Source organism: Methanobacterium alkalithermotolerans (genome assembly GCF_018141185.1).
GTDB lineage: Archaea > Methanobacteriota > Methanobacteria > Methanobacteriales > Methanobacteriaceae > Methanobacterium_F > Methanobacterium_F alkalithermotolerans.
The window spans coordinates 818,439-836,239 of sequence record NZ_CP058560.1 but is presented as its reverse complement, the minus strand read 5'-3'; the positions used below and the strand labels follow the sequence as shown (position 1 = coordinate 836,239).

The window sequence follows — 17,801 nt, the reverse complement described above, 5'->3', positions numbered from 1 at the left end:
TTACACCTTAGTGATTTTACATGTTGATTGTATCCTATGCTTATATTAATTTATTGATATAATTATATTATCTGATAGGGGAATGGTTTAAATAATTACATTTATTAAAAGTAGTGGTGATTTAATGCATACCTCTTGTGAATATTGTGGGAGGGAGGGGTTTTATGGTGAAAAAATATATGAAAGCCATAAATGGATTATTTACCTGGCCCCTTCTCAGAGATACCTGGGAACATGTGTAGTTGCATTGAAAAGAAGTTGCAGAGATTTAAATCAATTAAATAAAGACGAATGGATTGATTTTGGAGAATTAGTAATCTTGCTGGAAAAAGCAGTTTCAAAAACTCTTAATCCTACTTTATTTAATTGGAGCTGCTTTAAAAATTCTGCTTTTCGGTCTAAAAATCCAAAACCAGAAGTGCATTGGCATTTCATACCCCGATATGAAAAAAAAGTCAAATTCGATGATATAGACTTCCAGGACCCTGATTTTGGTTATATTCCTCAGCCAGTGCAGCGGATAATACCTGAAAAAACACATCTTAAATTGAAAAATTTAATTCAAAAACAACTAATTTAAATCAAAATATTAAAACTAATTTTAGGATTATTCATAAAAAGGAGTTCTATTTACATGGATAGAGTAAATAATATTTTGGATGAGATGCTAAAAGAAGAAATCCCGGCTATGTTGTTACTACAAGAAGAAAACATATTTTATATGAGTGGCTTTAAACCTTCAGGATTTTCAATTTTAGTTCTAAAAGATGAACCTTTGTTACTGGTATCAAAAATGGATAGTGAAGAAGCAAATGAAACTTCCAGGATCCCTTTACAGGAATTCAATTCATTTAAAGATTTGAAAAATATGTTAAATGAGCTTAAATTATCTAAACTGGGAATTGAGGAATCCATGAAAATTGGATTTTATAATAAGATAAAAAATAATTATAATATGGAAGTCACTGATCTAATTGAAAGATCTCGTATGATAAAAACATCACATGAGATCAATTCCATAAAAAAATCCATTTCTATTGCTGAAAAATCATTTAATAAACTAGAATTTAAAAAAAATGAATGGGAACTTGCAGCTGAGCTTGAATATTTAATGAGAATGAATGGTTCTCAAAAAGAAGCATTTGAAACTATAGTTGCAAGTGGATCACGTTCAAGCCTTCCCCATGCCCTTCCTACCTCCAATAAACTGGAATATCCCTTACTTATTGACTGGGGTGCTGTTTGGGATAATTACTCATCTGATTGCACCCGTACCATAATTGAGACTGAAAAACAGGAAGAAGTATTAAATATTTGTCTTGAAGCTCAAAAAGAAGCAATTAAATCAATAAAACCTGGAATATCTGCCTGTGAAATAGATAACATCGCTCGAAGCGTAATCAAGGACTATGGGTATGGAGATAACTTTATTCATTCAACTGGGCATGGTGTAGGTTTGCAAGTTCATGAAAAACCTTCCATATCCTCCCGGGAAGAAATAACTCTGGAAAAAAACATGGTTATTACCATAGAACCGGGAATATATTTAGAGGGTGAATGGGGTGTGAGGATTGAGGATATTGTTTTAATAAAAAACAAAGCAGGTAAATTATCTAAGCTCCCTCCAGTGATAAATGACTAAATATCAATGGATACAACTCTTGATCTTATATGAAATTTTGTAATTGTATTTCAAACCTGTATATATAAATAACTTAATACCATAATATTATTATAGAATAGAGTCAGGTGTATGAAGTGGCTGCAATCCCTAAAATATTATCTCCGGTTTCCGGTGCAATAGACAGTATAATTCCAGAAAAATTCATGGTAAGGATTCAAGAAATTTTAATCAGAACCGGAATGTATGTAAAAGCTTCTGATGTCATTACTCTAGCTTTAATTGCCAGCTTTGGAATTAGCATCCTTGCTGTACTTGTTTCAGCATTGGTGGGTGTAAATGCTCTAATTGCAGGAATAATTGGATTTTTTATTCCTCCAGCCATTATGGGGGGCTATATTTTTTATATGATGGAAAAAAGGGTAGATGCTATTGAACAGAATACTCCTGACTTTTTGAGGCAAATTGCTTCCCTTTTAAGGGCAGGTGTTGGAGTAGAAACGGCTCTGGAGGATGTTTCTAAACACGGCAGTGGGCCACTTACTGATGAATTAAAAAGGGCAGTAATTGAAATAAAAATCGGAAGAACTTTTGATGATGCTATTCTATCCATGGGTGAACGATTACAATCTAAAAATCTGGATAGGACTTTTAGAATGATACTGGAAGGTAGAAGAGCAGGGGGAAGTCTTTCAGATATTATTGAAACTGTGGCGGAAGATTTGAGAGCAGTATTGGCATTAAAACGTGAAAGAAAAGCTAATGTGATGATGTCTGTGATGTTTTTAATTATAGCTGCAATTGTAGCTGCACCATTTGCTCTGGGAATGATTGGAGTTTATGCTAACTTTATGGAGTCTGTTGGTAAAGAAAACCCCTTAGCTGGTGCAGCCACCATGGCAGCGGGAGGATACATTATTATTCACTCCATTATAGCCGGACTCTTAATTGGAATTATTATGTATGGAAGTGCAAAAAAAGGAGTTAAATTTGCCATACCTCTGGCTATTGTAGCTTATGCCATATTTTATATTATCGGAACATTTGGAATTCTTTTAGTAGGATTTTAGAGGTGCTTAAATGCTATTCATTATAGATGAAAAAGGTCAAGGGTCTGCAGAACTTATCCTTATTTTTGGAGGGATGATAGTAATAGTGATTGTGGCTGCAATTTATTATCAGAACTATCTAACTGGATTAGGTGATGAGATTATAAAAACTGATGTGGAAAATGTCACCAATCAAATTAATAACCTGACAAAAAAATTTTAATTGCGGATTTTTTTTTTAAATTATTTTTTTTTCATGTTAGCCTTTAGAGGAATAATTATGCAGATGATAATTGATGGTAAGATGGTAGATAAAAAAGAGAAAATAAAAGTTTTTAACCCTGCAAATGATGAAGTAGTTGGTCAAGTGCCTTTGGGGAATAAGAATGATTTAAAAAAGGCTATCATGGCGGCAAACCGTGCAAAAAAAGATTTAAATGAAATATCGTCCCGTAAAATTTCTATGGCCCTGGATGATATTGCCCAGGAACTATCAAAAAACTGGAAAGATTTCTCCAAATCATTAACTCTGGAATCTGGAAAACCAATAAAAGCCTCCCGGGATGAAGTTAAACGATCTGTTGAAACTTTAAAATTATCTGCAGAAGAATCTAAACGTATATATGGTGAAACAATCCCTCTGGATGCGGGAATTGGAGGCAAAGGATTCATTGGATTTACTCTAAAAATACCTTTAGGGGTGGTGGGAGCTATAACTCCCTTTAACTATCCATTAAATTTAGCAGTCCATAAATTGGCCCCGGCTTTAGCTGCTAAAAACGCTGTAATTTTAAAACCATCACTTCAAGCACCTCTTTCTATTCTTAAACTCTTAGAAATTATGTATCCATATTTTCCAGATGGGGCGGTTAATGCAGTTACTGGAAGGGGAAGTGAAATTGGAGAGGAAATGGTTACCAGTGAATATATTGATAAAATTTCTTTTACCGGAAGTGTAGAAACGGGTAAATTGATTTCCCGGCAGGCGTCCATGAAAAAAATTACTTTAGAGTTAGGGGGTAACGATCCTTTGATTGTTCTTGAAGATGCTGATTTAGAAAAAGCGGTTGAAGGAGCTGTTCGAGGTTCCTATCTTTATGCAGGACAGGTTTGCATTGCCGTAAAAAGGTTAATTGTGGATGAAAAAGTGGCGGATGAGTTTTCAGCACTTATGGTAAAAGAAACCAGAAAAATGAAAATAGGAGATCCATTAGATCCAAAAACCGATGTTGGTCCACTAATTGGTGAGAAAGCTGCATCTGATGTGGAAAAAGTAGTTGCTGAGGCATTAAATGAGGGTGCCGAGTTATTATGTGGTGGAAAAAGGGAGGGTAATTATTACAGCCCCACCGTGCTGGACCAGGTTACCCCTTCTATGAAACTGGTAAGTGAAGAAACTTTTGGCCCTATATCTCCCATAATACGGGTTAATGGAGTAGATGAAGCCATTCAAATTGCCAATAGTACTCCTTATGGTTTGCAGTCCAGTATTTTCACCAGCAACATCCACCATGCTATGCAGGCAGCAAAAGAGATTGAAGCGGGATCGGTAATGATAAATAAACAATCTACTTTTAGAACGGATAATATGCCATTTGGTGGATTTAAAATGAGTGGAATGGGTAAAGAAGGGGTAAAATATGCGGTGGAGGATATGGTTCGCACCAAACTGGTGGTAATTAATACCATTTAGATGGACAATATCTTACTTATACTTTATTCTTTTAAAAATCCTTCCACTATATTACGGGATTCATTAAGCGCTTCTAGCGGTATTCCTTGGGGCATTTCTCCTTTAGCTCCTTTAACATCCTTTAAAATTCCTTCACCAGCTCCTAAAAACATACCATCACTGGTGATACCCATAAAAGTACTGGGGGGTAACATGGAAACAGCAACTCTATTACTTTCTTGAACTTCCATATCATTAGTAACTACGGTTATGGCTTTATCTCCTAAATTTACATTACATATAATTAAATTATCCGCCTGGGGGTGCTGGGATACACTCATAATTTCCCCCACCTTAATATCTATGCCTATAATGGGGTCCTTGATTTTTCCCAGCATTATACGTTTTTTAAGTCCCATAATAGTATTAAAGAAAAAACTAACTTTTGCAATATTTTCTTCTAATTTTTCCCTCTCAGCCCGGGTGGATTGATCTAAAAATTTCACTTTCCATTTTTCTCCACCCATATAATTAACTATGGAATGCACTTGCTCTTCAAGAGAAACCATTTGAGGCGATTTTGCAATGGCTTCTGGTTCCATATAAGAATAAGATAAATATTTTAATTCACGGGCCATTTCCTGGGCTGTATCTCTGGCCATTTTTTTATTCCAGTGCCCCTTGAAATTTCTTCCTTCAATAGTCCTTAAAAATAATTCAATAGATTTTTCGGCTACCTGGAGGCGGTAATCTTTACTGGTATCCCACATGTTCTCACCTTTTATTATTTTTAAAATAAATTATTAATTAGCATACCTTCCCTGTGAAGTTAATGCTCCTTATTCCATATTATAAATTCTGATTATATTAGATTACCATAATTTATTATATTGCTGGAAATAAATTGCTATTTTCAATACTAAAGTATTTAAAGTATTAATTGATAAAATATCTTATAATAAAGGATTTTAATGGTTAAAATTTTCTCCAGGAGAATCAATTACTTAAAATTTGGTGGTGTAAAAATGGTTGAGCTGTCCAATCTCTATGGTTTAGATATATACACAATTAAAGGAAAATATGTGGGACGAGTACAGGATGTGGTGCTGAATATTAAAAAGGGTAGAGTATCTAATCTTAAAGTTAAGGCCATGAAAATGGATAAGAAAAATGTGGGCCTTAAAGAAGTAATTAGAACGAGCATCAGGATAGTTCCTGAAACAGATGAAATCAGACCACTAAAAGAAGAAGGTGTGATGGATATTGCTTATGATAGGGTCCAGGCTGTAGGTGATATATTAATCATATCTCCGGCAATGGCTGAAAAAGCACCAAATCCAGTATAATATTATTTTTATAATTTTTTCATCTCCCTTTTTTTCTAAAACTTAATTCTATTAATATGCATTTTAAACAGTGATTTCATGATAGTGGGAATAGTGGGCTGTGGGGCCATTGCGAATATCATTACCAATTTTGCCCTGGAGGGTAAACTGGGTGTTGAACTTAGATATTTTTTTGATCGTGACCTTGAAAGGGCGGAAAATTTAGCTTCACAAATCAATGGCAAAGTAGTTTTAAATCTGGAAGATATGCTGGAACAGGTGGATGTGGTAATTGAATCTGCATCTCCCCTGGCGGTACGTGAAATTGTACCTCTCATACTGGAAAAGGGTAAAAATGTTATAATTATGAGCATAGGGGCATTAATGGATCAAAACCTTAAAGAGGAGCTTATTAAGAAAGCCAAAGAAAATAATGCAAAAATTTACGCCCCTTCCGGAGCCATAGTTGGATTGGATGGTATCAAAGCTGCTTCGATTGGCCATATAAATAAAGCAACCCTCATCACCAGAAAGCCTCCACGGTCACTGGGGATTGAAACTGATGAAGAAAAAATACTATATGAGGGCAAAGCATCAGAGGCTGTACAAAGATTTCCTGTAAACATTAATGTGGCTGCTGCCCTGAGCATAGCTTGCGAAATAGACGTGGATGTTAAAATAATTGTGGATCCGGATGTGGATCGAAATGAACATGAAGTAAATGTACAGGGAGACTTTGGGGAGTTTAAAACCACCACTAAGAATATTAGATGTTCTATAAATCCTAAAACAAGTGTTCTAGCTGCATATTCTGCTATAAAACTTCTTAAGGGTTTGAATGAAAATTTTATTGTGGGAACCTAACTTTAATTGTACTTTTTATTTATAATAATCTAAATCAATTTAAAGCACATATTTATATTTCATCTCAAAAATATATCCAGTATTTTATAAATTTACAATAACTAAAATATAGCAGGAATTAGTATTTTATGAAAGAATGTGAAATTTTTTCCAACTTGAAAGTACCTTGCGGGTCTAAATTGATTTTAAGGCTGGATGGAAGGGGTTTTCATAGACTTTCTAATGAATTTGGACTGGAAAAACCATATGACTCTCTTTTTGTTGATGCCATGGTGAATACTGCCATATTTATCATGCGAGAATTCAGCCCTTCTTTTATCTATACCTTTTCTGATGAGTTCAACGTATTGCTGGATCAGGTTCCATTCTCGGGCCGGGTTGAAAAAATGGATTCAGTTTTTGCCAGTTTCACGGCTTCGTCATTTTTACATAACTTTAATAAAAACTTATTAAAATCAGGTGAAGAAAAATCTAAACCCAGAATGTTAAATAGAGTTTCTTTTGATTCACGTGTAATTTCTCTTTCTTCGGAGATGGTAATGGAGTACTTTAAATCCCGGCAGGATGAATCCTGGAGAAATTGCCTTAATGGATATGCTTACTGGACCTTGAGGGATGAAATGGATAAAAATCAGGCTATGAAACAATTAAAGGGTCTAAAAAGTGCCCAAATACATGATTTATTATTTGAAAGAGGAATAAATATATCAAAAGTACCTGCCTGGCAAAGAAAAGGGGTAGGGATATATAAGGGAGAAATAGAAATTAAAGGATACAATCCCCTCCATAAGGAGGAGGTATTAACCACCCGGAAAAAAATTATAACTGACTGGGACCTTCCGGTATTTAATCAGAACTTTTTTCAGGAAATGTGAGTTTTAATCCTTCATAAAATTAAATTACAATAAATTTTATTACACTTAAATCCTATCTAATTTAAAAAAACTATTAAGGTACTACCATGGGAATACTGGACCGTTTACTCAGCTTTATTTTTGGAAATAATAAACAAAAATTCAATGAAGTTCATTTAGATCAGGAAGTTGTGGATGAAATTATTCAGATATCAAAAAAAACAGCCCCTCTGGAGTTCGTGGCTCTTCTGGCAGGGAAAATTAGAAATGAAGTTTTACATATTGATGGCCTGATTTTTCTACCGGGAGAAACATCTAATGAAGGTGCAGTTATGAAGATTTTCATGCTACCACCCATGTCTGGGGCAGTTGGATCAGTACACTCCCATCCTGGATTTTCAGCTCATCCTTCTGGGGCAGATTTAATCTTTTTTTCTAAAAATGGATTTTTTCATCTGATAATTGCCCAACCCTATACTCTGGAGAGCATGGTGGCCTATAATACCTTTGGGGAGATAACTGATTTTAAGGTGGTTTAATTTTAGCAGTCATTCTAAAATGATTAATGCTAATTATTCTTAATTATTCGCATATTAATGGTTAAATGATATATTGAGATATATTAAGCTTTAATTAACAAAAAAAAGAATTTATAATTATTTAACTACATTATTAGGCAATAAATTTTTATTTTAAAAAAATAGGTATTGGAATTTTAAATGGGATTTAATTAAAATTCCAGGGCCACGGCATCTTCCACATGGTCCATTTTTTTAACTTCATCAATTACACTCTGGGGAACGCTCTGGTCGACTTTCAGAACCATTATTGCTTCTCCACCTACTTCTTTGCGTCCAACCTGCATGGTGGCAATGTTAATTTCGTGCTCTCCCAGTTTGGTACCAATTGCACCTATGGTTCCTGGAAGGTCCTGATACTTGGCAATAACCATGGTTCCTTCTGGTTTAACATCTACCCAGTAATTATTGATTTTAATGATTTTCGGTTCATCCACATAAGTTCCATCTAATGAGAATTCATCCTTATCGGTCTTGATTTCTAATTTTATAATACATTTATAACCTTCTGATTCACAGCGTTTACCTTCGGTAACTATAATTCCTCTATTTTGAGCTATAGAAGGTGCATTTACCAGATTTACTGGTTCAGTTAGTATGGGGTTTAAAATACCCTGCAGCATAGTCCTGGTTAAAATATCTTGCTGGGGCATTTCTGATAGTTCTCCACAGTAGGTTACATCCATATTTTTTATGTTTCCTGAAGTGGCCTGTTCCATAAAGCTTCCCATTTTCTCAGAAAGATCCAGATAGGGCTTCATGATTTTGAAATTCTTAGAATCCATCACCGGCATATTTAATACATTGCGTGGTGAACCTCCCTGGAAAACTGTAATTATTTCATTGGCCACAATTAAAGCTGCATCTCGCTGGGCTTCTGCAGTGGAAGCACCAATATGAGGGGTGGCCAGCAGATTATCCAGTTCTAAAAGTGGACTTTCTTGGGGTGGTTCACTTTCAAATACATCCAGAGCGGCTCCACCTATTATGTCATTTTTTAAAGCATAATAAAGAGCATCTTCATCAACAATTCCTCCTCTAGCACAGTTGATGATAAAAGCGGTGTTTTTCATTATTTCCATTTCTCTGGTGGAAATTAAGTGTCTGGTTTCAGGAGTTAATGGCACGTGAATGGTAATGACATCAGATTCTTTAAGCAGGGTTTCCAGATCAACCACACTTACTCCCATTTCTGCCCCGGCTTCTTTACTGATATAGGGATCATAAACCAAAATTTCCATGTTAAATGCTTTTGCTCTTATAACTACCTGGGAACCTATTCTGCCCATTCCCACTATACCAAGGGTCTTATTATTTAATTCAATACCCATAAATTTGCTTTTTTCCCATTGTCCTGATTTAACTGATTTATCTGCTATAGATATCTTCCGGGCCAGGGACATCATCAAACCCATGGAATGTTCTGCAACTGTAATTGAAGTAGATTCAGGTGCATTAATCACCATTATCCCCTTTTCTGTGGCGGCCTGAACATCAACATTATCCACCCCCACACCTGCCCGAGCAATTACCTTGAGTTTAGAACCTGCTTCAATTACTTCACGGGTCACTTTAGTTCTGCTTCTAACTACAATAGCGTCGTATTCTTTTATGACTTCTACCAGTTCTTCTGGAGTAATGGAGGTCGCTACTGTTACTTCAGCTACCTCTTTGAGATCGGAAATTCCTTTTTCATTTATTGAATCGGCAATAATTACCTTCATTTGGTCCATAATTTCACCATATATTTTCTCTAAATATTGGTATTGATAAGCAGACATTTAAATATGTCATTTTATATTTATTAAAAATTCACTCCCTTAATCAATAGGGCTATATTTAAGGGGGAATTGATCATATCTTTAATAAGGTATCTGATGTTTAAATCTATTAATCCATCACCCTACTGAGTGAATATAAATAAATATGACTCAAAATTAATTTAAAAACCATGAAAGGAAGTTAAATATATGTTCAAAGATTACTTGCATGTAAATAATAAAAAAATCCCTCAAACACTCTTAGGAACTTCTCCTTTTATTGGCGCGGCTCAATTTGGACATCGCGCCCGTCTTTATCAACTTGATTTGTATTCCCAGCCTGAAAACATGGCTGAAATTATTAAAAAATCACATGAAATGGGTATACGGGGAATTCAGCTTCTACCCTATGAGCCGGTAATCCAGGCCCTGAAACTGGCAGGGAATGATGGATTTTATATGGATGTGGTGGGAACCATACGCCCTGGTCATGAAATGGAGGATATTGAAATGCTTTCATCCCTTAAAGCAAGCGTAATGTTACTCCATGCTGATATAACTGATAACTGTAAATGGGAAGAGTTAGGAGAATATCTGGATATTATAAAAAATACAAATTCAATCCCTGGTCTGGTTACCCATACTCCCTTTAAAACCACTCAATCTCTTTTAGAATCACCTATATTAAATGATTTTGAAATTTATCTCATGCCAGTCAATAAACTGGGATATTTAATGGATACTCAAGAATTCCTGCCAGATCAAAGATCACAGCTTAGAAATCTGGTTATGGAACTTGATAAAACAATAATTGCTAAAAAAATACTGGCTGCAGGAATATTAACTCCAGAAGATGCCTTTGAATTTTTAAAAACACTGGATTATGTTGATGCTGTTGCTCTGGGCATAGCATCTAAAAAAGAGGCAGAACAGACATTTAGTCTGTTATTTAATGAATAACTCACCATTCTTTTTTTTATACTTATATAAATCCCAATTTAAAAATAATTAACTAATTTTACATAAGAGAGGTTTTTAACTACACTCTTTCCTTTCCCTTATTAATTTAATAAGTTCTAGAGGAGTTTCCATTTCACCAATTTCCCAGCTTTTAACCACCGGGATTCCATCCAGAGACTCAAAAGACTTTTTACGGTCCATAATGAAAACAGCATCCGAACCAGTGACTATGGAAAGATCCTTTAAATTAACTGCCATTTTTTGCAGCGTTTTCTGGTTTCTTTTTTTATCCAGATTGGTAATTAGAGGATTTCTATTATTGGAAATAGTGGGTTTTTGCATGGTGGCCAGGGCATCAAATGGTGTTTTCTGGGTGGGCATAACTCCAAAACCCAGATCAATTAGCAAGTTTGATTCTCCTTCATTTTGTTTTTCCAGAGAATCTGCACAAATTTTTTGATCTGGAACTTTAAATAAATCAATAGAAATAGTTATTTTGAGATTTAATATATCTTCCAGCATCATGGCAGTTTCGGGACAGGCCCGTACCAGACCATGTTCATATTTATAGATTGTTTCACGGGATACATGGGCTAGATTAGCTAAATCTTTGAGTGAAAGATTATATTCTTCACGAACATCTTTTAAGGCCTCTCCATTAACTTGAACGTAGTATCCTCCCCTATCTGCCAGTATTTCAGGGTAATCTTCGTCGATAATCATATTTTTTAGGGTTTCCAGTCCAATAACCGGGATGCCGTGTCTTTCATAAACCACATCTTCTTCCAGGTATTCTGTTTTGGATTTAAGACCTACAATAAGAGGCGAACCCAAAAAAGTACTGGAAACTTTCTTTATAGCATCTGCCTGCAATCCATTAATACTGTCAATGTTAATTAAAACCTTTAATAAGAGAAGCAATAACTTCTTCCGGGCCACCATATCAAAGCAACTTCTATCATATATATGAGAAGTTTCAAATCCATGATTGGATAAAAGATTATTTATTTCTTGAAGTACATGAATCCTTTCAGGATTATTCATAAGATCACCGGTGATGACTAAATGTATGAAATTTACGTGGGAATAGATGACACAGATTCCCCAGAAGGAATGTGCACAACTTATATTACTTGTGTAATTATTGATGAACTTAAATATTGTGGTTTCAAAGTGGAGGGACATCCTAGGCTAATCCGGCTTAATCCTTTTGCCAGATTTAAAACAAGGGGGAATGGTGCCACATCATTTAAAATGGTTTTGGATTCTATCAATCAGATAGAAAAAGCAAAAAAAATTATTTTAAAAAAAGTGGAAGAATTATCATGCCTGGAAAACGAGAATACCAATCCAGGGGTGGTTTTTTATCAGGGAGCCGTAAACCAAAAACTAGAATCATTTGCTCTGAAGGCCATACGCAGCATAATAACCATAAAAGAAGCAAAAAGCCTGGCAGAAGAAATAGGAGCTGATTTTTATTGCTTTAAAAAAGGTAGGGGAATTATAGGGGCTTTATCAGCGATTGGATGCCCTCTTAATGACATTACATATGAGTTATTATCTTATCGCCAGAGTAAAAATTACTGCTCCAAAAGAAGGATAAATCCCCAATCAGTTAAAGTAATGGATCAAAAAACATATCCTCAAACCTTTGATAATCTGGATGGAGGATACATGGCCATTGAACCTCATACTCCATGTCCTATTTTATATGGGATTCGTGGAGAAAGTCCCGAAGCTGTTCTCGAGGCCCATAACCTGGTAGAAATAGATGAACCACTGGATAGGTATTGTATATTTAAAACAAATCAGCATACGGATATCCATCTCCAGAAAATAAAAAAAATCAGTGAAATGGAAAAATTCGGGTGCTATATTGCTTCGGGAGAAGTGGAAGACATGCCATGGAATATTGAAGGAGGGCATGTTTTTTTCAAACTTAAAGATGATTCGGGAAGCATACAATGTGCCGCCTATGAACCCACCAAAGACTTCCGGAAGCTAATTAAAAAATTACGCCCTGGAGACCATATAACTGCTTATGGAGGTATTGGTTCCCAGGGAACTTTAAACCTGGAAAAAATTCAGATTAAATCATTAGCTCCAGAATACATTGAGAAAAATCCATTATGTGATTGTGGAAAACGTATGAAATCGGCAGGTTGTGGTAAAGGATACAAATGTCCCCGCTGTGGCAAGAAAATCAGGAGTGAATTAAAGCTACGTAATGAAATAGCAAGGGACCTAAAAACTGGTTTTTATGAGGTGCCTCCTTCTGCCCGCCGGCACCTTTCTAAACCTCTCATAAGAATGAATATTAAAATTTAATTTTATTTTTAATTATGTTGTATCCATTACTGGAATTTAAATGAAAAACTTTATTCACTTCTTTAAATCATTACCATCATATGATTACCACCTCGCTAGCATCTTTTATAATTAATCTCCATATCGATGGAATACCTCTTTTTGCTCTGGAAAAAGCTAAATTATGTTTCACTGACTTTTTAGGAGTTAGTTTGAGAGGTTCCAGAGAAAAAAGTTCACAGGCTATCTGGGATACAATGGAATCCATTAAATTATCCCCTGGGGATTTATCTAAAGAAATTACTGTGCTGGGACATGGTGGAGGTGGATTACTGGAAGGTTGTTTGATTAATGGGATTTCAGCTCATGCTCTGGATCTGGATGATGGTCATAGAATTGCTCAGCTCCATCCTGGTTGTTCTGTTATACCTGCTGCTCTTGCCTTGGCAGAATATCATGATAAATCTGGAAAAGAATTTCTGGAGGCCATGGTTGCTGGCTATGAAGTGGCAATAGTTCTTGGTATTATGGTTAATCCTGTGCATCGGAATAAGGGTTTTCATAGTACATCTACCCTGGGAGTTTTTGGTGCAGCGGCGGCTGCTTCTAAGATTCTGGGATTGAATTTTGAAGAGACTGTCAATGCTCTGGGACTGGCCGGTACTCAATCAGCAGGACTTTTGGAATCAGGTCACTCTGGTAGCATGGGTAAACATCTTCATGCAGGGCATGCAGCACATTCTGGAGTAATATCTGCTTTATTAGCCCAAAGAGGATTCACAGGACCATCCAGTATTTTAGAGGGGAAAGAAGGTTTTTTAAAGTGTATGTGCTCAACTATTAAAGAAAAAGAAGATTTAGTAGATAATGTAACTTCTCTTTTAGGCCAATTTCATATTAAAGATGTTTATTTAAAGAGATATCCTGTCTGTCGCCATTTACACTCTTCTATTGACTCGGCCCGTCAAATCTATAAAGAATTACAATTAAAAAGAATTAATATTAACCAGATTGATCATATAAAAGTTCGAACATATAAAACAGCAGCTGAACATGATAATTATTATCCGGAAACTCCTGAATCTTTAAGACAGAGTTTACCCCTTTCCATAGCCATTACCCTTTGCGGGGGTGATTTAGGGGTGGATGATGTGAAAGCAATTAGTCAAATTTCACCTGAAGTCAGGGCATTGAGTCAAAAAATTGCTATTGAATTAGATGAAAAATTAGACCATCTTCAACCTCATAAAAGACCATCTAGAGTTGCAGTGACCTATAATAAAATTAATATGGGTGGAAACGAATTAAATAGATATTCTATTGAAAAAACTACTCTTTTACCTCAGGGAGAATCAGAAAATCCATTTACCAAAGAAGAAATACTCCATAAGTTTCAGTTTCTTAATTCCGGATATGATATTCGAAAACTGGAAATCCTAAATGAAATGGAATCATTGTCCATTCGGTATCTTATGGGTAACTTTAATTGATAAAAAGGGTAACCCTATTTTATTGTAGTGAGTATTCGAATTTTGGCGAAAAGTTTCATTTTCGCAATTAGACTAAATTTACTCATATCTCATCAGGCATTAGTAGTTATTCTTCTAAAATTAAAAAATTTTTAACTTATTCATTTGGAATGAATATGGAGGTGAATCTATGAATAAAACCAGGTTATATTTAGAAAAGATGGGAATTAAATCGTTTTCAATGAATATGGTGGAATCAAAAAAGAGATTTGATGATGGGGCACAGTACCGTTTTGAAGTTCCTGGAATTCAAAAACCAGAAGCTTTAAATTCTTTAATTGATGCTTTAGATGATTATGAATTGGTTGTTCACCGGGTGACCCAGACCAAGGGGATAATGTTACTTACTGATTCTGAAATAGAAGAAATGGGTGACTTAGCCAGGGAAGCAAGTATAGAACTTTTTTTAAGTGTTGGCCCCCGGGCCACATATGATACCAGTGCATCTGCTCAAACTAAAGAAGGAGCTAGAATAGGATATCGTTTGAGAGGATATGAAAACCTGGTCTATGCTATTGAAGATGTGAAAAGGGCCATAAATCTGGGTATCAGGGGAATAGTAATTTATGACGAGGGATTGCTCTGGATTTTGAATAAATTAAGGGCTGATGGAGAAATACCCTCTGAAGTACACTTTAAAATATCGGCCCACACCGGCCATGGTAATCCTGCCTCAGCCAGACTTTTAGAAGAATTGGGGGCGGATTCATTTAATCCTGTGCGGGACTTGCAGATACCCATGCTGGCCTCATTAAGAGATTCCATTGATATTTCCATTGATGTACATACTGAAAACCCCAAATCATCAGGGGGCTTTATTCGCCATTACGAGGTTCCGGATATAATTAAGGCGGCAGCACCGGTTTATCTTAAAACTGGGGGCTCAGTAGCAGGACATCACGGCTGGGATACTACTAAATCCCAGGCTCGTGAGCGCATTAGACAGGTGTCACTGGTGAAATCCATGATTGATCGATATTATCCGGAAGCCATAATTTCAAAAAAAGGGCCATCTGATCTGGCCATACCTCTTTAATGGCAGGTATAATTCCCTTAAATTTTGGTTATTATGAAATTTTTATAAATATTAAAGGAGGTATCATGACTCTTATAAATCAGGTTCAAAAAGCAGTCATAAAAGCAAGCACCACATTTCGCCAGGATCAGATAAATGCCTACCAAAATGCCCTTAAAGCAGAATCTAATGGAAATGCCATCTGGGCCCTAGAAATTTTGCTCGAAAATGCTAGAATTGCAGAAAAAAAGGACCTTCCCTTGTGTGATGATACGGGAATTCCTCATGTAATAGTGGAAATTGGAAATGAAACCACCTTACCGGTTAATTTTTTTGAAGATATAAGTAAAGGAATAGAAAAAGGTCTTCAAAACCTGCCTGCACGGCCCATGGCAGTTAAAGGAGATGATATTCAGCGAATTGAACAGAGTAAGGGACTTTTTGAAGATCCTGGAAAACTAACTCCTCCTGCCTTTTTAGTTGATTCAATACGAGGAAATAAGATTAAAATCCATATATTGATGTTAGGGGGCGGGCCAGAAATACGGTCAAGTACTTATAGGGTTTTCCACAAGAGAGATAATAGTATTGTATTTGGGCAAGTTGTTACATGGATGAAAAAAGAGGTTTCAATGTTAGGGTGCACTCCATGTATCCCTGCAGTAGGCATTGGTAGAACTCATTTTGAAGCTACAAGTTTAATGCTAAAGGCAATGGCTTATGGGGATTTAACTCAACAGTCTCCTGTAGAAAATTATATAACTGATTCTATAAACCGGACTAAAGTAGGTCCTCTGGGCCTGGGTGGCTCAGCAACTGCGTTGGGCTCCTTTGTTAAGGTTGGCCCTCAAAGGGCTAGCGGAGTTAGAATTGTTTCTATGAGGCCTTGCTGTTGTATGGAGCCTAGAAGAGCAATTATAGAGTTTTAAATAAGGATGGAAGTTGCTTTATCAATAAATAGATTATATTTATTTCAATTTTTATCTGGATTTATAAATTCACCACCTATTAATAAGAGGTGCGTAGTAATGGCAATTGGAAGAGAATCACTAGAGAATGTATTCAAAATTAATAACCCTAAATGGAGGACATCCATCACCAAAGTTGAACCTAATAATATCGTTACCCGGGGCTATTCTCAAGAGAGCCTCATTGGCAATATTTCTTTTTCAGAAATGGTTTATTTACTAATAAAAGGTGAGATACCTGAAAAAAAGGAATCAGAGATGTTAAGTGCCGTACTGGTTTCATTTTGTGATCATGGAGTTACTCCTCCCAGTACTCAGGCTGCCCGTCTAATGGCATCTGCTGGATCGAAAGTACATGCTTGTATTGCTGGAGGTCTTTTAGCTTTTGGAAAAAATCATGCAGGAGCAATTGAGAAGTCAATGAGGGCTTTCCAGGAATTTATTCAAAATTCAAAACCAGAAACTGATATAAGAGTAATGGCAGAGGAATTTGTGAATAATTACATTGAAAAAGGAAATAAAGTGCCGGGCTTTGGCCATCGATATCATTCTGAAGATCCCCGGGCTACCCGCCTTATCCAGCTGGCACAGGAATATGATTGTATTGGAGATCACACCCGGCTGGCAATGGCAGTACAGGAGGTTATGGTGGAAAAAAAAGGCATCAAAATGAATATTGATGGGGCAAATTCAGGTATTTTATCCGATATGGGCTTTAACTGGAGAACTGGCACTGGAATTTTCATGATAGGTAGATTACCCGGCCTTATATCTCATGTATACGAAGAAAAGGTCCGGGAACCAGATTTCCGGAAATTTTTCGATATTGAAGAGATATATTATGATGGGGCAGAAAACAGGTCAGCTGATGAAATTAATATGGCAACCTTAAATAGTATTCCTAGATTGGTGGATTAATAGAAAACTAAATAGTAAAAGATAAATATATCTCAAAATAGATTTTGCATAACCATGGTGATTAAATGATAACGATATCGGAAGCTATTACAACGATTAAAAAAGCTGAAAACGATGCTGATAAGTTAATTAATGATTCTAAAACTAATTCAGCTCAAATGATTGATGAGGCCAAGGCAAAATCCATGGAAATGATGGAAACTGCTAAAAAGGAAGCTCAAGAAGAAGCTGAAAAACTTATTTTTGATGCAGAAACCACAGCCAAAAAAGAGGCCTTGAATATTGTTAACCAGGCAAAAAAGGAAGTTGGGGTAACCAAAAATAATTCCTTAAGCAAGGTTGATGAGGCCTCAGATATTATTGTAAAAAGTGTACTGTAGT

19 protein-coding genes are annotated in these 17,801 nt (G+C 35.8%); 16 read left to right on the top strand and 3 right to left on the bottom strand.

Annotated features, from left to right (window positions below):
* The first annotated feature begins 124 nt into the window (after nt 1–124).
* The 5 genes from HYG87_RS04005 to HYG87_RS03985 all read left to right on the top strand — a co-directional run bounded on the left by HYG87_RS04005 (nt 125) and on the right by HYG87_RS03985 (nt 4,363).
* Nucleotides 125–580 (top strand): HIT family protein, encoded by a 456-nt coding sequence (locus HYG87_RS04005; protein WP_211533938.1) that lies wholly within the window; start codon nt 125–127, stop codon nt 578–580.
* 54 nt (nt 581–634) lie between these two features.
* A complete protein-coding gene (locus tag HYG87_RS04000; RefSeq protein ID WP_211533937.1) occupies nt 635–1,642 on the top strand; it encodes an aminopeptidase P family protein in 1,008 nt (335 codons plus the stop codon).
* A 116-nt stretch (nt 1,643–1,758) separates the two neighbouring features.
* A complete protein-coding gene (locus HYG87_RS03995) occupies nt 1,759–2,691 on the top strand; it encodes a type II secretion system F family protein (protein ID WP_211533936.1) in 933 nt (310 codons plus the stop codon).
* Nucleotides 2,692–2,701: 10 nt separating this feature from the next.
* Nucleotides 2,702–2,893, top strand: a complete 192-nt coding sequence (locus HYG87_RS03990) for a class III signal peptide-containing protein (protein WP_211533935.1) — start codon at nt 2,702–2,704, stop codon at nt 2,891–2,893.
* 57 nt (nt 2,894–2,950) lie between these two features.
* Nucleotides 2,951–4,363, top strand: a complete 1,413-nt coding sequence (locus HYG87_RS03985) for a lactaldehyde dehydrogenase (protein ID WP_211533934.1) — start codon at nt 2,951–2,953, stop codon at nt 4,361–4,363.
* A gap of 23 nt (nt 4,364–4,386) precedes the next feature.
* Here the strand turns inward: HYG87_RS03985 and HYG87_RS03980 are convergent, their stop codons facing one another.
* Nucleotides 4,387–5,112: a tRNA-binding protein gene (locus tag HYG87_RS03980; RefSeq protein WP_211533933.1), complete on the bottom strand. Its 726-nt coding sequence runs from the start codon at nt 5,110–5,112 to the stop codon at nt 4,387–4,389.
* Between the two features lie 255 nt (nt 5,113–5,367).
* On the opposite strand from HYG87_RS03980, the gene HYG87_RS03975 reads away from it, so the two are divergent.
* The 4 genes from HYG87_RS03975 to HYG87_RS03960 all read left to right on the top strand — a co-directional run bounded on the left by HYG87_RS03975 (nt 5,368) and on the right by HYG87_RS03960 (nt 7,924).
* Nucleotides 5,368–5,688 (top strand): PRC-barrel domain-containing protein, encoded by a 321-nt coding sequence (locus tag HYG87_RS03975; RefSeq protein ID WP_211533932.1) that lies wholly within the window; start codon nt 5,368–5,370, stop codon nt 5,686–5,688.
* Between the two features lie 78 nt (nt 5,689–5,766).
* Complete coding sequence (locus tag HYG87_RS03970) at nt 5,767–6,531, top strand: aspartate dehydrogenase (protein ID WP_211533931.1); 765 nt, start codon at nt 5,767–5,769, stop codon at nt 6,529–6,531.
* Between the two features lie 128 nt (nt 6,532–6,659).
* The gene (locus HYG87_RS03965; RefSeq protein ID WP_211533930.1) at nt 6,660–7,406 is read left to right on the top strand and encodes a tRNA(His) guanylyltransferase Thg1 family protein; all 747 of its coding nucleotides are present in this window, start codon (nt 6,660–6,662) and stop codon (nt 7,404–7,406) included.
* Between the two features lie 86 nt (nt 7,407–7,492).
* A complete protein-coding gene (locus tag HYG87_RS03960) occupies nt 7,493–7,924 on the top strand; it encodes a Mov34/MPN/PAD-1 family protein (RefSeq protein WP_211533929.1) in 432 nt (143 codons plus the stop codon).
* Between the two features lie 191 nt (nt 7,925–8,115).
* On the opposite strand, the gene serA is transcribed toward HYG87_RS03960, so the two are convergent.
* Nucleotides 8,116–9,687 carry a phosphoglycerate dehydrogenase gene (gene serA / locus HYG87_RS03955; protein ID WP_211534205.1) on the bottom strand — a complete coding sequence of 524 codons (1,572 nt, stop codon included), beginning with the start codon at nt 9,685–9,687 and terminating at the stop codon, nt 8,116–8,118.
* Between the two features lie 246 nt (nt 9,688–9,933).
* Here serA and HYG87_RS03950 point away from each other — a divergent pair, with 246 nt between their 5' ends.
* On the top strand, nt 9,934–10,683 hold the full coding sequence (locus HYG87_RS03950; RefSeq protein ID WP_211533928.1) for a hypothetical protein: 750 nt from the start codon (nt 9,934–9,936) through the stop codon (nt 10,681–10,683).
* A gap of 75 nt (nt 10,684–10,758) precedes the next feature.
* Here HYG87_RS03950 and HYG87_RS03945 read toward each other — a convergent pair whose 3' ends face one another.
* Entirely contained in the window at nt 10,759–11,727 is a 969-nt protein-coding gene (locus HYG87_RS03945) for a transcriptional regulator (protein WP_211533927.1), read from the bottom strand.
* Nucleotides 11,728–11,748: 21 nt separating this feature from the next.
* Between HYG87_RS03945 and HYG87_RS03940 the strand changes: the two genes are divergently transcribed.
* The 6 genes from HYG87_RS03940 (at nt 11,749) to ahaH (ending at nt 17,800) form a co-directional block, all read left to right on the top strand.
* Complete coding sequence (locus tag HYG87_RS03940; protein WP_211533926.1) at nt 11,749–13,011, top strand: tRNA(Ile)(2)-agmatinylcytidine synthase; 1,263 nt, start codon at nt 11,749–11,751, stop codon at nt 13,009–13,011.
* An 80-nt stretch (nt 13,012–13,091) separates the two neighbouring features.
* Nucleotides 13,092–14,480, top strand: a complete 1,389-nt coding sequence (locus HYG87_RS03935; RefSeq protein WP_211533925.1) for an MmgE/PrpD family protein — start codon at nt 13,092–13,094, stop codon at nt 14,478–14,480.
* A 169-nt stretch (nt 14,481–14,649) separates the two neighbouring features.
* Entirely contained in the window at nt 14,650–15,555 is a 906-nt protein-coding gene (locus HYG87_RS03930) for a peptidase (protein ID WP_211533924.1), read from the top strand.
* Between the two features lie 65 nt (nt 15,556–15,620).
* Nucleotides 15,621–16,463 (top strand): fumarate hydratase, encoded by an 843-nt coding sequence (locus tag HYG87_RS03925; RefSeq protein WP_211533923.1) that lies wholly within the window; start codon nt 15,621–15,623, stop codon nt 16,461–16,463.
* A gap of 99 nt (nt 16,464–16,562) precedes the next feature.
* A complete protein-coding gene (locus HYG87_RS03920; protein ID WP_211533922.1) occupies nt 16,563–17,420 on the top strand; it encodes a citryl-CoA lyase in 858 nt (285 codons plus the stop codon).
* A 65-nt stretch (nt 17,421–17,485) separates the two neighbouring features.
* A complete protein-coding gene (ahaH, locus tag HYG87_RS03915; RefSeq protein WP_211533921.1) occupies nt 17,486–17,800 on the top strand; it encodes an ATP synthase archaeal subunit H in 315 nt (104 codons plus the stop codon).
* Nucleotide 17,801: the final 1 nt, after the last annotated feature.